At 63.3% G+C, this 20,426-nt stretch carries 5 protein-coding genes and 1 tRNA gene; all 6 read right to left on the bottom strand.

Annotated elements, in window-relative coordinates; all coding sequences use genetic code 11:
- The coding region (locus RT460_RS06390; RefSeq protein ID WP_313317876.1) for a leukotoxin LktA family filamentous adhesin at window positions 1-15,909 on the bottom strand (15,909 nt) is incomplete at its 3' end.
- Between the two features lie 105 nt (window positions 15,910-16,014).
- Window positions 16,015-16,770 carry a SapC family protein gene (locus RT460_RS06385; RefSeq protein ID WP_313317875.1) on the bottom strand — a complete coding sequence of 252 codons (756 nt, stop codon included), beginning with the start codon at window positions 16,768-16,770 and terminating at the stop codon, window positions 16,015-16,017.
- 891 nt (window positions 16,771-17,661) lie between these two features.
- Window positions 17,662-17,737: transfer RNA gene (locus RT460_RS06380), tRNA-Thr, on the bottom strand.
- 100 nt (window positions 17,738-17,837) lie between these two features.
- On the bottom strand, window positions 17,838-18,608 hold the full coding sequence (locus tag RT460_RS06375) for an SPOR domain-containing protein (RefSeq protein ID WP_313317874.1): 771 nt from the start codon (window positions 18,606-18,608) through the stop codon (window positions 17,838-17,840).
- A gap of 9 nt (window positions 18,609-18,617) precedes the next feature.
- On the bottom strand, window positions 18,618-19,355 hold the full coding sequence (locus RT460_RS06370; protein ID WP_313317873.1) for a type III pantothenate kinase: 738 nt from the start codon (window positions 19,353-19,355) through the stop codon (window positions 18,618-18,620).
- On the bottom strand, window positions 19,352-20,317 hold the full coding sequence (gene birA, locus RT460_RS06365; RefSeq protein ID WP_313317872.1) for a bifunctional biotin--[acetyl-CoA-carboxylase] ligase/biotin operon repressor BirA: 966 nt from the start codon (window positions 20,315-20,317) through the stop codon (window positions 19,352-19,354). Before birA ends, RT460_RS06370 begins: the two co-directional genes overlap by 4 nt.
- Window positions 20,318-20,426 lie beyond the last annotated feature (109 nt).

Raw genomic sequence — 20,426 nt, 5'->3', positions numbered from 1 at the left:
GGTCACATCCATCGTGGTGACGGTCATGTCGTTGCCGCTGTCCAGCACGGCATTGCCGCCCACATCCAGCGTATCCAGCGTCATCGTCGTGCCAGCGCTTGCAGCGGTATCGCCGATCACCGCCAACGAACCGAGCGTGGTGCTGCCGGTGCTGACCAGCGTGGCGTTGCCGCCGACGGTACCCTCATCAAGTCGCAGATTGCCGCCGGCCGTGGCCGACAGATCACCTTGACCATCGAAGGTGGTCACCGTGGTGTTGCCACCCGTGATCAGTGTGCTGTTGCCGGTCACGGTCAGGGTGGTGGCGGTCAGGTCGGTGCCGGCATTCACGGCCAGCGCCTTGCCGATCGCCGCCGTGCCCAGCACCACGTCCGACTGGCCGTCCACCGTGGCATTGCCGCCAACGTTGGCATTGGCGATGGACAGCGTATCCACCGCATCTACCCGCAGGTCACCGCCCGCGTTGAGCTGCTGCACATCCAGCGTGCTGCCCGAGGACAGCATCATGCTGCTGCCACTGCTGAGCGCACCTGCGGCCAGCGCCGCACCCGACGTCGCGTCCAGCGTGCCCTGTGCAGACAGGCTGCCGATGCTGCTGCGACCAGTACTGACCAGCGTGGCGTTGCCGCCGACGGTGCCCTGTCTCAGTGCCAGTGCCGCACCCGCCGCCAGATCGGCATTGCCGGTCACATCCATCGTGGTGACGGTCATGTCGTTGCCGCTGTCCAGCACGGCATTGTTGGCTGCGGTCAACTGGTTGAGAACCACTTGACCCACTCCAGTCACATTGACATTCGCGCCCTGGACCACACCACTGCCAGTAATGTCGGTGCCGCTGATCACCACGTCCTGTGCGGCGACGGCATTACCCAGCAACAGGCGGTCAGCTGCCTGCAACTGGATACCGCCGGTCGTTGCATTGACCGCCTTCACCGTGCCGCCGTCCGGCAACAACAAATGGATGTCACCGGTATGCGCGAGCGCCTCCAGCATGCCGCCGGAGCTGCTCAGCGCCAGCGTAGACGTGCCGATTCCGGTACCCGCCGTGAGCGCCACGTCCACTGCCTTGCCAGCCAGCAGGTTGATGGCAGCATCGCCATTGCCGGTAATGCTGCCGCCAGCGACCAGCGCCAAAGTACCGCCTGCGGCACTACCGGCAACGGCCAGGTGCCCAAGCACCATGTCGCCGGTAACAGTGGCATTCAATGCCTGCTGCGCCTCGATGGCCGAACCGGCACCCATTGCCATACCCGCAGCATCCACCACCACCGAATCCGAGCTCACCATACCGCCATCGGTAATGCTGACCTTCCCCGAGCGTGCGTACAGACTGGTTGCGCCAACCACATCAACGTCGGTCAACGCCAAGCCGCGACCGCTGGTGACAATCAGATCACCGGCGGAAGTGAGGCTGTCCGCAGCGAAGTCGTCCATGGACTGGAGGGTCATGTCATCGCCCGAGTCCGCGCCGCCAATCGACATGCCACCGCCAGCGCTGGCGGTCAGGCGGTTGCCTGCCGACAACACGGCTGCCGTCAGTTTCGATGCGGTGCTGATGAGCATGTCGCGGCCGCTGGTGAGCGTACCGATCGTCAGCGGGCTGTCCGGGCTGCCGATGTTGACATCGCCACCGGCCGAGCCATTCACCTGACCCGACGCACCGATGCGCATGTTCAGCGCACCACCAGCCGGGCCACCGACGTCATCACGGACGCTGAAGTTCAGGCTGTTGGCGTCCAACGAGATGCCCGGCAGCACACTGCGCAGACTGCCATTGGGTACATCCAGCACCATGGTGCTGCCTGCGTACAGGTGGCCGAAGCGCAGGTCACCGGCCGTCTGGCGCAGCCCCATCTTGCCACCGGCTGAAGCGGAGCTCACCTCGCCATCCACCTTCACATCGAGCAGGTTCTGGCCGGTGCCACCGACGTTGCTGCCGATGTCACCGCTCACGGAAAGCACCAGGTCACCGCGTGTACTGATGGCCGGCCCGACCAGGCCAGTGGCCTCACTCAGATTTCCATCCACCGCCAGCCGCAGGTCACCCAGGTTGTCGGCGCTGTTGCCAATGGTGATGCCTGCCAGGCTGAGATCCCGCGTGGATTGCAGATAACTCGACCCATTGGCGCTGATCGTCAGGTTGCCGGTCGCCGCCAAGTACAGCGGCGACGTACGGCGGATTCGCACGGTACGGATGTCAGACGCGGTGTACTCGCCCGGCGCTGCGTTCTTCAGCAGATCGAACGGCAACACGTTGCCGTCTGCATCCAGCAATTCCACGTCACCTGGGGCATCGGCCAACAGCAGGGCACGCACCGCTTCGAGGTTATTGCCGAAGCTTCCATCCAGGAACGATGCGAACGGCACTTCGAGATCCGGTGCCAGACGGCCCACGCCGTCACGCGCGGAAAGCGTGACGTTCACGCCGGATACCGTCGGATCAACCTTGCCAACCGACGGTTGCGAGGGCTCAAGCGTTGCTGCGTTGAACGTATAGCTCAGATCATTGCTGTTCCACACCGCATTGGCACCGAAGCTGGCCGCAAGCGCCGAGGTCGGATCAAGCGTGAACGCGTAGTTGTTCCTCGCGCTGCCAAACTCCGGCAACGTATTCCAATCGGCGCCGTACGCCTGGTCGAACCGCGCCGCGATGTCTGCGTACAGCTCGGTCAGGTAGGCGCCCACGTCCGCGCCGCGGCCAGCCGCAAGGGCCTGTGCAGAGAATGCCTGCTCGGCGGCGCTATCCGGGACATAACTGCCACCCACGATCTGGCCGTAGCTGACCAGGCTCCAGTACATGGTGTAGTCACTGGAAATCTGCCGTTCATAGGCCGCGATGGAGTCCGCAACACCAGAGCCATCCAGCTTCAGACGCTTCTGGATCGCTTTCAGCTCTTCGCCGCTCAATCCTTCAAATGCCAAGCGGCCGCTGGCGTCGACAATGGAACCATTGGGCGCCGACAGCCACACATTGCCGCTGGTCGAGTGAGCGCCGCTGATGGAGAAGTCGCCTGCATCATCGCGCAGCACCACGTCGCCCTGTGCCTTGGCGTACACCAGGCCCCCGTTGACGCTGCTGTTGCTGCCCCGGGTTTCAACGGCATTGAGCACCAGCGGCGCCGCGCTGGTACCAATGCTGCCGTTGGTCGAGGTGCTTTCCAGCCAGATGTTGCGCCCGCCGATGGAAGGGGCGTTGCCCTGCGCGCCGGTGATGCTGCCGCCGGCCAGCAGCACTACGTCCGCACGTCCAGCAAGGTCGGCACCTGCTGAAATGTTTGCATTCACGTCCGAATGCACATCCAGGCCGATTCCGCCCCGGTTGGTCGAGGCGCGCAGAGTGCCACCGCCGGTCATGACGATATCGATCAGACCGCTGTCGCCGATCTGGCTGCCGAATGCCGAAGGCACACGGCCGATGGCGTCCGTTGCTTTCAGCACCAGATCCTTGGAATAGAGCGTGGCCGTTGGGTTGATCTGGGTGATGCTGCCGTTGCGCGCAACCAGGCTGGTCGTACCCGCCTTGTTGTTGATGGTGCCGCCCAGCAGCAAGCTGTTGGCCACACTCACATCAACCTTGCCGCTGCTACCGGTGACGAAGTTGATGGCAATGGCGTTGTCAGCACGCACGGTGCCGGTTACCCATACCTTGCCGTAGGTAGGAAATTCGTAGCCATACCAGGTTTCGTAGCCGTTCTTGTCCTTGCCCTTGATACGGTCAGGATCGACATGCCAGCCGTTGGCGGGTGTTGGAAAGCCAAAGTTGCACTTACCCTTCTCCACGAAATCACAACCATAGCCGACGGTTGTCTTTCTCTTTCGGAGCACATCGCCATCCACCTCCCAGGTGAAATCCGTGTCCTTGGCAAGGCTGCCGATACCGTAGGAGCCGGTACTGGTCCAACGCTCGTTGGTCGGTACGCGGGTATTCGGATCGTTGGACGACACATAGTCCCAATCTCCGGCGATACCGGTACTGAGGTCGACGTTGCGCCCGATATAAGCCGTGCGCCTCCACTGGTAAACTTGGTTCTTCTCCGGGTTGTAGGCCGTGGTACTGCCGGCATAGCTGCCGGCTCGCTGTGCATCCTCATAGGTCCAGCTGGCACAATTGGCCATGCACTTGCTGTTGTCCAAGGCAAGCTTGGTGCCATCCGGACTGGAGACATACCAGGTCACGTAGTCGAATGCCGGGTTGCCCGCACGCTTGTTCTTGTCCGTGATCTGGACAATGCCGTCCTCGCCACTGGCCACGTTCATGGAGCCCAGCTCCACGTCCACACCTGCGTACAGCGACTGCACCGAAACATTGCCGAAGCCGCTGGTCACCTGGATGGAACCACGGTTGGTGGTGCTGACGATCTTTCCGTTCAGGTATACCTTGCCACCGCCTGACGCGTTGACATCATCAACCACGAAGCGACGCGAGCCCGGGTCGTAGAACACAGTGATCAGGTTGGACGCAGCGGACGTCGTGTCAAGATAGCTCGCATCAACCTCAACCCGCTTGCCTTCCGCATTGGCACGGGCTATCAGGTCATCCAGTCTGGAGTCATTCTTGATGATGACCGACCAGTCCACGCCTGCGCCCGCCTCGATGCGACCATTGACATCGATATAGTTGGCGTTGATGCGCACTTCGCGTGCTTTGATGTAGTTGTCCGGGTTCGCCGCCGCCGCATCAATGCTGCTCTGGATCGCCGCATAGCTTGCCGATCCTTCAAGGGTCAGCTTCGGAACCTTCGGCACCCATTGCGTGTTGCCCGGGTTGTACGGGAACTTGATGTAACCGTTGTCACTGTCTCCAGACTGGTTGTCACCGCATCCGCGGACGTGCGGCAGGCAGGCACCGAACATGATCACCGCCGTGCCGCCGTAGTCCCTGTCCCACGGCGCTTGCTTCAACAGCGTCTCGTTCAACTGGTCCGTGCTGCCCGCATTACGGCCATATTCGGCATTGGCCAGATAGGCCGCCAGCTCGTTACCCGAGTAGTCCGAATAGCTGAACGTACCGGTGGGGAACGGAAGCCACACCCCGCCGAAGTTCCGCCACTGAACATCCGGCACCCGCTTCTTCAGCATGTAGCCCTGCCACAGCGTCTCCGATGAGAAGTTCGCCATGTTTGCATTGGGGTTGTTGAATACATAGTTGCCCTGCGCAGCGTCAATCGACACCTTGGCCGCGTAGATTGAGTCGGAACTGAAGATGGAGCCGGTCTTGCTGACCAGCTTCACGTCGGCACCCAGCGCATCAATTCGTCCCATCTGGAAGATGGACGAACCAAACGCCAAGCGGGAGTCGGTGGTGATGTTGATATGCGGGTTGACGCCAGCCGATGCACTGCCCTGGGCGCCGGCAAAGCCGGTCTGCGTGCCGGTGAAGTGCACCTTGCCACCGGCGTAATCCGGAATGGTGATCTTGCTGGTCACCAGGTGGAGGTCGCCGGTGTTGGTGATGTCGATGGATGGCGCCGTCCTGGCCGTCACCTTGCCGCTGCCGGTGATGCTGCTGCCATTGAGGAACACGTCGCCACCAGCGACCTTCAGGTCATCAAGCACCACGACCCGGTCCGAATCCTTCAGCCCCCCCCCCAGGCTATCGTCACCGGTGACTTTGCGCAGGTCGCCCAGCGTCATGCAGCCGTAGCTCACACCAGTGACGCCAGTGCAGGTCAAGCTGCCATCTGCATCCGTACCGAACGCCAAGTTGCTGAAGTTGACGTTCACATTATCCGCGGCACCGGCCAACGCCGTACCGTTGATCACCACGCTACCGGTCCATGCTCCGCTGGTGTCGGCGTCATTCACGGTGATTGGAATGAAGCCAAGCTGATAGCCGGTGGCACGGCCGCTGGCGCGGCGTGCAATCTCGGCACCGTAGGCGCCGATGTACACATCGCCCAATGCCTTCACCTCCGCGCCGGAGGCCAGCGTCGCCTTGTTCGCTACATCGGCGTTTACCCGCGACTTGGCAATTGGCACCGCAACCAGACCACGTACATAGCCTTCGGCCACGGAGTTGAGCACCAATGCGCTTTCTTCCAGCGTCGCGCCTGCACGGCCTGCGGTAAGGAAGGTGCTCTTGCCGGAGCTGACCTTGGCACCCGAACCGATGCTGACATTCTCCCTCACGTCTGCATCGATGCGCGAGCTGGCGTTACCTACTGCCGCCAGGCCCCAGGTATTGACGATCGCATCGTTGTACAGGTTGCCGTGCACATACGAGCCAACACTTACGTTGTCTGCGGCACTGATGACGGCGTTGTTGCCGATGGAGCTGTTGTTCGTGAAGTTGGCATCCATCTTGGCCGACACGGTCGCAGCACGGATCAAACCACCGGTTGACAGCTCGGCCTTGTCACTTGCCAGTGCATCGGTTGCGGACAACACCCGAACATTGCCGTTGGATGCACCTCCGGCGCTCGTGCCGGAAATGAGGTTCACCCTGTCGCCAATCCACGCATTGCTGGTGCTGTTGAGCACCGTAGTGACGCCACCGGCATCCATACCCAACGCGCCCCCGGAAGCCGCGTTGATGGCTGCGCCATCCAGCAGGCTGGCGAAACCGTTGCGGGCCACCACATCAGTGCTGGTCATCGACTGCAGTTTGGAGTCGGCGCCGATGCTGGCATTCACCACGCTGCTGTCGACCCGGTTGTCGGCAACCGCGCCGCTGGCATTGACCAGACCCGCACTGCGGGCATCAGACTGCGCCCCGTACTTGCTGGTATGTCCGGCATTGACGGACAGCGAGTTGGCAATCAGCTTCTTGCTCGCGCCCACCGAGCTGCCGATCAACGCATCCACCTTCGATTTTCCAATGGTGACGGATTTGGAACCGGCACCGGCGAGCAGACCACCGCTGCCCGCCACCGAATGGGCAAGGTTGGCATCCTCACCCACCGCCGATACCACCACGTCGCCCATCGGCACGTATGCATCCGCCTTGGTTCCGGCATGCGCGCCATTGGCGCCGTTGCCCAAGGTAGCTGCGGTCGTGGTATCCGAGGTGGCTTCCGAAAGCGCCAGACCAACGGCCAAGCCGCCTACCGCCACGCCGGTAGCGTAGGCATTTTGCGAGGTGACATGGTTGGCCAGTACCTTGAGGTCACCGCCGCCAACCACCGCGTTATTGCCAATTCCTGCGGTCACCTTGCCGGTGTTCTTTGCTTGTGCGCTGGCCGCCGTCGCCGCGCCGTAGATGCCACCCGAACCCGCCTTCGCCTCGGCGCGCGCAGTGTCCTTGCCCTGCGCCACCGTCCGGTTGGCGCTGACCAGCACATCACCGGTGCCGTTCAACTTGGCACCGGTGCCGATGCGCGCACTCACATTGGTGTCGGCTTCCGCATTGGCGACCACCGCGCCCACGGCCACACCGCCAGAAACCGTGGCGCCAGTGCCCTTTGCTACGACCGACGAGGTCGACGATGCGTTCACCTGGATGCCCGTGGCTTTACCGGTGACATCCTGGGCGACGGTACGCGCATCCACGTTGTTGCCGAACTCCGCCACAACCTCGCTCGAATCGTCGGCATCCACCACCACGGCCTGCAACGCGGCACCGAAACCAGCCACCGAGCCAAGCCCGGTGGCGACCGCGCCGCCGCCATGCAGGGCTTTGACCGTGATCGAATTGAAGTTGTTGAGAGTCGTATTGGAAGCAACCTGTGCCGATACGATGGCATCACGGCTGGCCTTCGCCACCACCGCTCCTACTGCAGCCAAGCCACCCACACCCGCACCGGTGGCATCTGCCTTGATGGTGTGCGTATCTTCGGCGGAAACGGAAATCTCGCCCTTGCCGCTGACCTTCGAAGTCAAATTGCCTGCAAGCGATGCATTCGTCCCTTGGCCGAGGTCCGCGATGGAAACTGCGGCACCAATGCCTACCGCGCCTCCCGCGCCGGCATAGGTGTCCACCACCACGCTATTGGCGGCCGCGCCGAGCGCACCCGAACTCGCCTTCACGCGAATGTCGTTGGCCTTGACGGCATTGGCCGCGAGCGTGGCCTCGGTGATGCCGGCCATGCCGGTGTAGGCTACCGCACCACCCACGCCCACGCCCACACCCAAGCCGGCAGCACCGGCACGGTTCACCGACACGAGTCGGGTGTCGGCGGTCACGTCGATCGCATTGGATTGAATGCTGCCGCCAGTGATCTTCGCACTGACGGTATCGGCCTTGCTGCCGAACGCCGCCAGGCTACGCCGGGTTGAACTATTGAGGTCCGCCGTCGTAGTGGGATCGAGTACGTCCTTCAGCGATGCATCGCCGGAGACGTCTCCACTCAACTTGCTCTTTCCACTTTCCCCCTGCAGCGCAGTGAACGTTCCGGACATGGAACCGGTCATGTCCGAGCCAAGCGTGCCCTTGCCCGACAGCAGGATACCTACCGCACCACCAATACCCGCCGAACCACCGATACCGGCAGTAGCCGTGGTCATCGCGATATCGCGCTCGGAAAGCGCACTCACGCCCACCTTGCCGCTGCTGACCAACTCACTGTCGGAAACACTGGCACCTACATGACTGCCCAGCAGCGCCAGGTTGACGCCTGCACCCACGCCCACACCCGCGCCACCGACAGCGCCCGCACCAGCCAGCGCATCAAGCTCCAGCGCTTCCGTGGCATTGACTGTCATGTTTCTGCCGGCCATATCGGCGCCGACCACTGCTGCCGAGGTATTGCTGGTGATCTGGTGAAGCTGGGCCATGCCGGCCACACCAACACCACCGGCGCCTGCCGCGCTTACCACCAGACCACTGGCCTTGGTGGCAGAGGCCGCATCCACGGTGATGTCATCTTCGCTGCGCACCTTGGTGCTGCGCCCAATCGAGCCGACGCGCGCCTCGGTGTTGGTATCGACGATGTTGACCACCGCGCCCAGCGAGGCGGCAGCCCCGCCTGCACCCGCCAGTGCCTCGGCGCGCAACGTCGCCTTGGCATCATTATCAGCTTTCACATTCACCGCGTTGGCCGTGGTGCTTCCGCCCTCGATGACCGCCCCGGTGTTCGCGCCGAACACGTTGACCAGCACAGCGCCCGATGCTGCCGCCGCGCCGCCTGCCGCAAAGCCGGTGGTATCCAGCGTGACCGCCTGCTGTGCGTCGGCAACGACATCCACACGTTCTACTGCGAGCACGTTGGAGTCGCGGATGGCGGCGTTGGTCTGGGTCTTGAAGACATTGGTGTTGACCGCCGCGCTACCACCCACGCCGGTCGCAAGGCCAGCGCCGACGGTAATCGCGCTGACGTCCACCTTGCTGCGGGCGTCGACGGCCACACGCTGGCTGGCATCACCAAACAGACGGATATTGGCTGCCGGATCGCCGGCGGAGTCGTCCGAGCCGGTGCCAGGTCCCGCGCTACCACCACCCGCAGTTCCGTCTGCGATGCGGTAGGACAGGTCATGCATGTTGATGTCAGCGTTGGCGATCTCCGCATTGGTGCGCGAGCCGAGCACGTTCGTCGCACTCATCACGCCACCGGCGGCACTGACGATATTGACCGCTACCGCAGCACTGACGCCCAGCGTCCGGACGCCCTGATCCGTGTCCGCCTTTACGATCACGCCGCCGCCGTTCTGACCCAGCCCCAGTGCCGTTGCCTGGGTGCGGTCAGCACCAACTGCATTGGTCGCCGAGCGGATCGCCGCTTCGGTCGTGCCCTGCATCATGTTGACGACCACGCCGATACCCACGCCGGCGGTAGCACCGCCTGCCAACGCACCGGCGAGCACGTCGATCTGCTGCCGCTGACGCGCACTCACCTCGATGCTGCGCTCGGCGATCACATCAGCTCCGCCATCGACGATGGCCGAGACGGTGCCGCCCATTTTGTTCACGGCGACCGAGCCGGCGCCGCCTACCGAGCCGCCAACACCAACACCTGCAGCAATCGCGCGGATGCGGTTACCTGTACCACCCGCAGCGTCACCGGTGACTTCCAGGTTGCGCACATCCAGGTCCAGCAACTTGCCCGAAACAAGCGCCGACGTACTGCCGCCGATATCGTTGTAAGCCACGGCTGCGCCCACGCCAGCGGTGCCGCCCACCGCCGCGCCACCGGCAAGCGAGTCGATGGCACGTTGGTCATCGGCGCGCACGATGACATCCGCCGCCGAGTTGTTGACCTTTGTATCCACCAGCGACGCCAGGGTGTCGGAGCGGATGATGTTGCCGGTCACACTGCCCGCCACACCCGCAGATCCACCCGCTGCTCCGGCCACCGCCGCCGTACGGATCAGGCTGCTGTTATTGGCCAGGATGGCCAGGCGCGTGGCGTCGTCCAACGACGCATCATTTACGGTAGCCGAGGTCCTTCCGCCCACGTCATTGATGCTGCTGGCAACGCCAACGCCGACCGAGGAACCCACGGCCAATGCGCCGCCCAGGGAGTACGAAGCGCCGCGCGTATCGGCACTCACCTCCACCGTGCCATCCACACCCTTGCCATGGCTGTCGATGTGGTTGAGCGAAGCCGTGGTGTTGTTGCGGATGATGTTGGTCGCGTTGCTTGCTGCTATGGAGGCGGTGCCACCCAATGCACCGCCAATGGCCAGCGTCTTGGTAACGGCATCGGCATCGGCGCTGACCGCCAGCCGGTTGGCAACCTCAAGCGCTGCATTCTCAACCGCAGCCGTGGTGGTATCGGAAATGGTAGCCACGTTGACCGCCGCACCGACCGCCGCCGGCCCACCGCTACCCGCTATCGCGCCAGAAAGGGTATAGATGCGCGAGTCGTTGTCTGCATCCAGCCGCAGCTCCGCTGCCTGTGCCGTGCCGCCCTCAATGGACGCCTCGGCGGTATTGCCGATTTCACTCCAACCCACCGAACCCTGCACCGCGACGTTGCCGGCAAACCCTGCGGCAACCGCGCCGGACAGAATCTTGGCGTTGTTGGCCGCAGCCAGCGTGACATCCTGCGTGGCCACCAGCGCCGCATCCTGCGAGGAGGCTTTGGTTTCGTTGTCGATATCGTTGATGGTCAGCGCGGCACCGATGCCAACCTTGGGCCCCAAAGTGGCCGCACCCGCGAACGAGCCGATGAAGGAATCATCACTGGCATCGAGGTGGATGTTCTGTGCGTCAAGCGTTGCGCTGGTGACGTCGGTGGTGTCGTGCCCCACCTGCACCGTAGTCTGGTTTGCGATGGCGTTGTAGGACACGCTGCCCACGCCAGCCACCTTGCCGGTACTGGCACCAATGCCTGCGCTGACCGCAATGATCTGTGCCTTGTCACTGGCCATCAGGCTGACGCCGTCTGCGCCTGCCGCCTTGATCGAGGCGTTGTCCACGCTGACGCCGTGGGTGTTCTTGATGGTGTTGTACGCGAAGGCCACGCCGACGTTGTTGTCGCTGACCTGCATCATGCCGGCCACGGCAATGATCGAGCTCTTGGCCGTGCCGTCGCGCCCAATCGTGTTCACCTTCGTATCGCTGGAACTTTCAGTATCGGCATTGGCCTTTACGTCGCCTTCAGCGACCTTTTTGCCGCAATAGTCCATGCCGCCGCCGGAGCTGACACCACCGGCCTTGCAGTCGCCGCCGACACCGCTGACGTCGCTGTCATGGGCTGTGCCTGCGTAAACGTCAAGATTCCCGGCAATATCCACCGTCGCTCCGCCGTCGATACGGGCGGTGGTGGTGTTGGACACCTGATTGATCAACACCGAACCAGCAAGTCCAACCCCGTTGCTGGCGGTCGATACGCCACCGGCGGCAGCCGCGGCGATGATGCGCGAGGCATCTGCCGCACGCACGCTGACGTTGTCCACCTGACTGATGGTCCCACCGGTGATCGCCGCCGACGTTGCATCCTTGACCTCTGCATAGGTCACTGCAGCACCAACGCCCGCACGCCCGCCCACATAAAGGGCACCGCCACCGTTGGCAATCTTTGATTCGTTCACCGCCTTCAAGGAAACATCCGCACCGGCGCCCTGCTTGCCGGTGATGCTTCCTCCTTGGAGTACGGCCTCGGTCGTGTTCTCCGACATGCCAACCGTGGCCGAAACGGCCACGGCCGCCGCCTTGCTCTGATCGCTGGAGGCATTGACGCCCACACCCAAGCCGACATTGACCTGCTCACTCTCATTGCGGGCGGTCACCACCACATCGTTGGCGTTCTCGACAGTGGAGTTGGTGATCCCCGCCCGCGTGGTGTTCTTGATGTCGCCATACGCCACGCCACCGGCAATTGAAGCACTGGACTGCTGCTGGCCCACGACCACCGACAATGCGCCGCTGATGCTCACCAGCAGGGTCTTGTTGAGGGCGAGCACATCCAGCTTCACGCCAGCGCCGGAGTTGTCCTTGATATTTGCATTGCTGATATCGGCCACGGTCTTCTGGCGCGCACGGTTTACCGTTGCGCTGCCGGAGACAGCAACGCCGAACTTTGGCTTCTCCTCGCCGCCAGCCTGGCCGCCCTGCTCAGGCTTACCCGAGCCCAGTAGCGATTTGGCTTTGCCGAAGTACGCGGCCAGGCCACTGTCGCCTTCCATGCCGGCCTTGCCGGCCATCGTCTCCAGGCCCGTCACCTTGCTCGAAGCCCGCGACTTGAGCCCATCAATGAAGCCCGGGTTCTCAGCGCTGCGCTTCTTCGCGGCCTGCTCGCTGTCGCCTTGATCGTACTTGTTGTCCTTGCTGCTGACCACGCTGCCAGCCGCGGCAACGGCACCGGCCAGACCTTCGCTGCTGGCCTTCACCGACAACTCACCGGTGTTCACCTTGCCCTGTGCAACGCCACTGGTGCCGGTGCTGAAGCCGCTGGGAATCGTACCGATGAATGCGTTGGTATCGGTATTCATATCCTGGTAGGCCACACTCAGCCCCACCGAGATGCTGTTGCTCATGGCCACCGCACCGGCCACCGACCATACGAACAGATCTTCGTCGGCACCGATGCCAACCGACTTCGCCGTCAATAGCGCCTTGTCGCTCACGCCCGCCAATGTGTGACTGTCCAGATCCAGCGCGGACGCTGTACCACTGAGGTTGAAACTGCCCCCGTTGCCGCTCTGCAGCGCCAGCGACACCACGGTTTCCTTGTTGGCGGCATTCACCGCAATCTCGCCACCACCGGCGTTGATCTGCACCCCATCGTTGACGATGGCAGCCGCGGTGTTCTCGTAGTCCATATAGCCAACGCTGCCACCCACCGCAGCACCGCCATCACCTACGTTGGTGGTTTTGATGTTCTTCAGTGCCAGGTCACCGGCCGCGTGCAGCGCGGTTACATCGGTGGTGGCGGAGATATCGGTTGCTGCATCGAAACTGCGCGAACGCGCGCGCTCCGCTTCGGTCTTGTTTTCGCGGTGGTCCAGCCCGTCCAACGCGGCGGTCCACGCGGCGCCGCTGGCATCACGCGTGGTCAGCTGGGCGCCCGAGGCGACGTCGGTTCGGGCACTGTTGCTGGCCTTGAAGTAGCTGACCGCACCGCCCAGTGCGAACTTGTCAGCCGAGCCACGTGCCGCCGCGTAAGAGGTGAATAGATCCGACGGGTCGGTGATCAGGTCCTTGGCGTTGGAAATAGCTTCCTTGAATTCATCGAAGCTGCTGAACATATCGGCCATGCCGGTGAGCTTGCTGAAGTCACGCGGTAGGCTCACATTCGAGGCCAGGCCAATATGCTGACCGGAGAGCTGCGCACCACTGCCGATGAGCGTCTTCGCATCATGGTTCAGATCCGCGATGGTCACCGCACCGCTCAGGCCGAACTTGGAACCTTCGGCGTCCTTGCCCTTGCCTGCGACATTGCTGATGGCATGGTTGCCGATCTGTGCGGCCACCACCTGGCTGTCAACGACCACGTTGCCGGCACTGTTGACCACCACGTTGTCGCCAATACTGGCCGTTGCCGCATGGTCACCACTGACGAAGCTGATTGCACCACCAAGACGGAACGCCGCCGGCTTTGATGGCTGAGTGGTGCCACCGCCGGTGCCGCCACCGCTATCACCCGACAACGCGCCAAGCGCCGCGGAGAACCCGGAACCGACCAGCGACTGGGCCATGCCCATGAAGCCTTCACCGGCGTCCTCGCCTGCGTTGCCAATGGTCTTTACCTCCTCCTCGAACGGCAGCGGCGGGAGCTTGGGCGAGCCAACCAACGTATCCGTCCGGTTGAGCGAAGTGATGGTGGCCGCCTGCACCGTCACATCACCCGTGCTGCCACCGGCCTTGTTTGTGGTTACATCGCGCTCCAGTTTTGCCTCGGCAGCGATGTCCTGCAGGCTGATCGCACCTGCAAGGCCAATGGCGTTGCTTCCATCACCGCGCGAAGTGGCCTTGGTTTCCAGCGATGCCTGATTCACCGCAGACACATTCACCGCGCCAGCGGTGATTGCCGAACTGGCGTTGTTTCCCTCGATCACCGCGCGCGTGTTGACGTTGACGTTGCTGATTGCAGCGGTGAAGCCGACCGTGGTGTTGTTGACCGCGATCGACTCAGCAGCAATTTTCACCGCCGTTTCTGCATCTGCCTTGACCGAAAGATCGCCACCGGCGCTCACTGCGGCACCCGCGCGGATAAGCGCCTCAGTGGTTGCGTTTATCTGCCCATAGGCCGCGCCAAGGCTGAACAACTGCCGCTTCTGCACCGGCTTGTTGGTAATGGGATCCTTGATCTGCTGGCCATTTGCATCAAGTGCCGGGTCGTTGGTTTCATGAACTTCCCCCGCCGCAGAGTTGTCTATGATCTGGCGCGTGCTTGCATGCAGGTCGATTGCGTTGCTGGCCTGCAGCTCAGCCGTATTCTTAACTTCCACGCGAGAAGTCGTCGTGGCGTGCAACACCGAGATCTGCTCGCCCAGCACCTTGTCGACACCGAAGTTGAGCAGCGCATCGCCCAGCCCGATCAACGTCCCCGTGTTTTTCATGCTACCGACAAGATCCGCTTCCAGCTCAGCCAGCGTGGCCTTGTCCTTGTCGTAGCTCGAATCCACCACAGCCAACGCGGTCAACTCGATATCATCGGCCTGCAACTTGCTGGGCCCACAGCCCGCCTTGACGTCGCAGCCAATCGTCACCGTTGCTTCGGCACTGCGTACACCAAGACCGGTATCGGAGATCGCCGCGGCACGCAGCTGGATCTTGCCGTTGCCATCATCCACCAGCACGATCTTGCTATCGTCGCCGCCTGTATTCACTGCAGCGTCATCACGCTGCAGGTTGAACTCGCTTTTAAAGGTCTCGTCGGCTGGCACTGCGACCAGGATGGTGCCGGTTACATCGATGGCACGGGCCTGCACGCGTACGCCGTTGCGGGCATTGACCGTACCCGCGACGCTGACCGCGCCATCAGTACTGATCTGTTCCGGAGTCAAGGTGCCTGCCATCAGGCGGTTCAAGGCCCCACGACTGGCCAGGATGTCTCCCATGACACCCGTCCTTGGCGTGGCCACGGTCAACGAGCCGACGTTCAACACACCCGTATTGCCTACCACCATGCCCTTCGGGTCGACGAAGAACACGCGCCCGCCAACCTTGTTGGTGCTTTCCAAAACGCTGTTCAAGGTGCCATCGATGTAGATCTTCGAATCCCAGACCAGGTTGACCAGGTTGTTCACCTGCTTGGACGCATCAACACCTGGCAGCACCAGGTTCACCACGTCGTTCTGGGCGACATTGAAATCCTTGAACGAGTTGAAGGCGACCCCGTTCTTTACCGTCGCCGTTGTCACCGTGACGGTATTGCCGGAACTGCTTACCGTCGTGGCGGTTTTCTTGGCAGCGTCATCATGTACGGTGATGACGGAATTTGCCGCCATGGCCGCGCCGCCAGGCATCGCCAGCCCCAGCACCGAGCTGATCGCCACCGCCAGGCCTGCCGGACGCAAGCGACTTTCCGTTGCCAACGTGGTCTTCAGGGCCGCTGTGGACTTGGACGGTACGTCAATACGATTCATGGCAGCTCCAGGGTGCACCGCTGCCGGGCGGCAGCACTCAGATAGGCGGAAGCGCGACCGCTGATGCGGCCGCGCATGGGTCAACAGTTCGGGGTAACGCCAGTGTCAGTGCGTGGCTGCAGGCGGCGCTTGCTTGTCCAGCGCCCGGCTGAGCAGTTCGACATTGCCCAACGACAGCAGATGGGCGTAGATCCAGCCCAGGTCACCGGACTTGGACAGGTCCTGCAGCGCCTTGCCCTTGAGCTCGCGCAGCTTCTGCTCGTCGACCACGAAGAAGCCATCCAGCGAGAAGGTTTCACCGGCCGCGGTCTGCACGTTTACCTGCTTGGACACCAGCAGATCGTGCGCGACCAAGGAAGCCGTCAAGCTGCGGGTGCGGGCCAGGTGCACCTGGTACTCCTGCAGGAACTCCAGCGCGTTGGATAACAAGGCACTGTCATTGCCATCTTCGTCAAACAACGCCGCACCCTCATCGCCGCCTTCGCGCAGGCCTTCGAATGCGGCGTCGAGGCAGACGGTGAAATCGCTGCCCTGTGCTTCGTTCTCGGCCAGCACGAACGGATAGCGACGCAAGAATGCCGGCACATAAGCACCTTCGGCCCAACGTCCTTCGGCGTCCACCATCAGATTGTGGCCGCTGCGCAGGCCCAGCAATGCGGCGGGCACTACGCTGTCAGCGCTGTTGCCGGCAAATACGATCGGGTAGTCGCGTACGGCGCGGGCGAACTCCACGCAGGCCAGCGGCACGGAATTGAGGCCGGAGGCAAATCGGAAATCCCCATCGTTGGCAACCACGCGGTGGTTGCGGTGCGCAACGCGGTTCAATTGAACCGGACGGTCATAGATCAGCAGCTGCTTCATGGCGTTCCCCTGTGATGGAAAAAGTAACCCTCATAGGAAGAAACCGGGAAAAGCGTCCACAACCAATCACGGATTCCAAAAAAAAGGAGAAATTCATCACAAGTGCCAATTTATCTTTGTATAACTTCCGTAAATTCGCCCCGGTCCCGCCAGAAAGCGATCCGTGCCCCAGCCAGTCCTTGACGGCCACTGAGGCCGCATCTACCTCCGCGCCCGCTCTTGCTTCGGGCCAGCAACCAGTGGTTTTCGGCGCGTGCCCCCCTCCCAGCTTCTTGGGCCGTTCAAACGTAGAGAAGTCCGCCCAAACCAACCCCAAGCAGAGAGGGGGATTTCCCCCGAAGAGCACTGGTCGGGTCTCGATCTGACCTTCCGGTGGCCACGGCGTAGCGAAATACCTGCCCACAGAGTTGGCGAAGGCGCTGCGTGGACTCGACCTTCTCCTGAGCCTCCAACCTACGCAGTACTGCCAACACCTCAGCGGTGCTGATTTTCATGGATCTGGCGCTTTGCCAACCAAAGGAAGGCGTAGGTCTCCAGCATCCATGCCGCCTTCTCCCGCGTTGACTGCGCCAAGTCCCCCGTGACTCGAGCCAATCCATGGCTATCGTCTGGAAGCGGGTATCCACTGACAATTTGGGCGTGAGCTTGCTCAATTGCTTGTGCTCGGAGGGACCGTGCCCAGCACGAAGCTTCGCTCTCGCCTGATCGCGGGCTTCGCCGGCTTCCTTCAGTGAGACCTCGGGGTACACCCCGATCGCTAGTTTCCCCTTGCCATCCCGGCGGTAGTTCATCGGCCTGTACCAAGCTCGGACCAACGCGCACAAAAAAGCCCGCATTTCTGCGGGCTTGGTATGAATTCTGGACTTGCCTGGACGCCATGGGCTCAGGCGATGGTGCCGCTTATCCGAATCGAACGGATGACCTACTGTTTACAAGACAGTTGCTCTACCAACTGAGCTAAAGCGGCAATGGGTACTGCGTGGATGCGGCCCTGGGCTGCTGTGGCAAGCCTAGCCGATCCGGAGGGTGGCGTCACCGCCACCGGCGCCCCGGTTGGGCGCGCCATTCTAGCGCAGCCGCGTGCAATCCAACGACTGTTGTTGCGTGGCTGCGCTGCGTTGCTTCAACGTGGCCAGGCTTGCAGCGTCCTTGCCCGCTACATCCAGCCACCAACTGGCCGCGCCTTCGCCACCGTTGCTGCCCAGCTTGGCCGGGAAACCCGCGGCAGTGAGGGCCGCCAGACGCCGCTCGGCGCCTTCGCGATTGCGGTACTGGCCCAGCGCCACGGCGTGGGCCTCCTCGCCCTGGGACACGATGAAGTAATCGCTGAAACCCGCATCGACAATGCGCTTGGCCATGGCCTGCGCCTCTTCGCGGCTGGCGGCCGGCGGAATGAAGACGCGATAGCTGCTGGCCTGTTTGCCGGGCACCTCGCGCAGGCGCGTACGCACTGCGGTGTTGCCCAATGCAGACAGTGCCGACTGCGCCTGTGCCTGTGCGGCGTAGGGACCAAAGCTGGCGCAGTGCTCGGCCGTTGCCACCGGGGCCGGCGCTGCTTCGGCGGGTTTGGCGGGCGCCGGTACTGGCTCTGCCGGCTTGGCCGGCTCCGCTTTGGGAACAGTTGCGGGCGGAGCCGGCGTGGTCGCCGGTGCAGGACTCGTTGCCGCGGGCGATACCACCGCCTGTGATGCAGCGGGCGGCGGCAGCACTTCCAAGGTGGCCACGCCCGGCTCACTGCGGGCAACTTCCGCTACCGGTTCAGCGCGCGGCAGCATCCACCACAGGGCGACGCCCACATTGAGAATGGCAAGGATGACGATCAGGAAACGGGTCAGCATGGGGTGATCCTATCGTTCACAGCCGCATTGGTGCAGCGCCCATCGCGCCAGGCCATCCAGCACCAGGGTCGGCCGATAGTCGGCGCCTGGCAACAGCGGCAACAAGGGCAGCGCGCCGCCACCATGGATCACCAGGGTGGGCGCGGTGCCAAGCAGCTCCGTGGCCTGGCGCAGGCTGCGTTCGACCAGGGCCACCGCCGCGCCATCACAACCCGATGCGAGTGCGTCGGCCGTGTCATTGGCGAACTCGGCGTAGTCACCGCCCGTGGCCGGCAACTGCACAGCGCGCGCATGCAGCGCTTCGCGCATCACCGTCGGCGATGCACCAATGCGGCCACCACGGTGCTGGCCATCCGCGTCCATCAAATCGATGGTCAACGCCGTGCCCACGCCCACCACCAGCACCGGCTGCTGGTCCGGGGCCACCGCCAGCAGGCCGAGGAACCGATCAACGCCGAATTTTTCCGGCCGCGCATATGCCACGCGTACGCCGGCACATTGCGGCAGGGTCCGCGCCACCCGCACCTGGGCAAAACGTCCAGCCAGCACCTGCATGACCTGCTCGGTCAATGTTGCCGACGCCACGCTGGCCACCCAGGCGGTATCGCCCCGGGGCAGGCCATCGAGCGCGGTGTCGTCCATCGCCTCGGCGCCGTGCGCCCAGGCTTGCACACTGCCGGCGCGGTCGCCCTGCAGCGGCGCGAACTTGAAGCGCGAATTCCCCAGATCAAACAACCAATCGCTCATGCCGCCCTCACGCTGACTTCCCCGGCATGGAAACAGGTTTCCCGCCCTTCGATACGCACTTTCAATGCACCATCCTCGGCCAGCCCGCAGGCCACGCCTTCGTGCCAGGTGCCGGCATCTTCCACCCGCACGCTGCGCCCCTGCAGCACGTCCATGCCGGCATAGCGCGGCAGGAAGGGCGCCAGCCCCTGTTGTTCGAACAGCTCCAGTGCCGGCAGCAACGCCGCCAGCAAGGCGCTGACCACCGTGTTGCGGGACACCTGCTGGCCGGCCAGCGTATCCAGATCCGTCCACGGCTGGGTGATTTCCTCGGCGGCGGCGGTGGGCATGCGCACATTCAAGCCCAGCCCGATCACCGCCCGTGCCGGCCCGGCGAACTCGCCGCCGCCCTCCACCAACAGCCCCCCCAGCTTGCGGCCATCCACCACCACGTCGTTGGGCCATTTCAGGCCGGCCTGGCGAAAGCCCAAGCCGTGCAGGGCCTCGACCACTGCCACACCCACGGCCAGGCTGAGACCGCCCATGCGCGACAGCCCGCCACCGAAGCCACGTGACAGTGACACGTATACATGGGCAGCCAGGGGCGAGGCCCAATGCCGGCCCCGGCGCCCGCGGCCTCCGGTCTGACGCTCGGCCAGCAGGACGTCCACGCCGCGCTCAGGCGTGCTGCGCCGCAACAACTCTGTATTGGTCGACGCGACCGTCCAAGCCACCTCAAGCGCGCCGAGCTGGTCCTGCACCGGCTCGGTCAGGCCTGCGCGGATCTGTGCAGGGTCCAGCAGGTCCAACGGTTGGGCCAGCGTATAACCGTCGCCGGCGCGCCCCTGGACATCCACCCCGGCAGCGCGAAGTCCTTGAATTCGCTTCCAAACCGCGGCTCGGGTTACCCCCAGCTCCCGCGCAAGCGCGTCACCGGACAAGGCTCCGGCGCTCAGCTTGGCCAGCAGTTGGCGGTCATCCACGGCACATTCCTCAGATACAGACCGCGAAATTATGCGTTATGACCCGCAAACCGCCCATGGGCAGCGCCAATTCAGTCAGCAAAGCAGGCTATGATCGGGGACTCACCCG

The organism is Stenotrophomonas sp., from assembly GCF_032061965.1.
GTDB lineage: Bacteria > Pseudomonadota > Gammaproteobacteria > Xanthomonadales > Xanthomonadaceae > Stenotrophomonas.
This window is presented reverse-complemented; position numbering and strand designations above follow the sequence as displayed.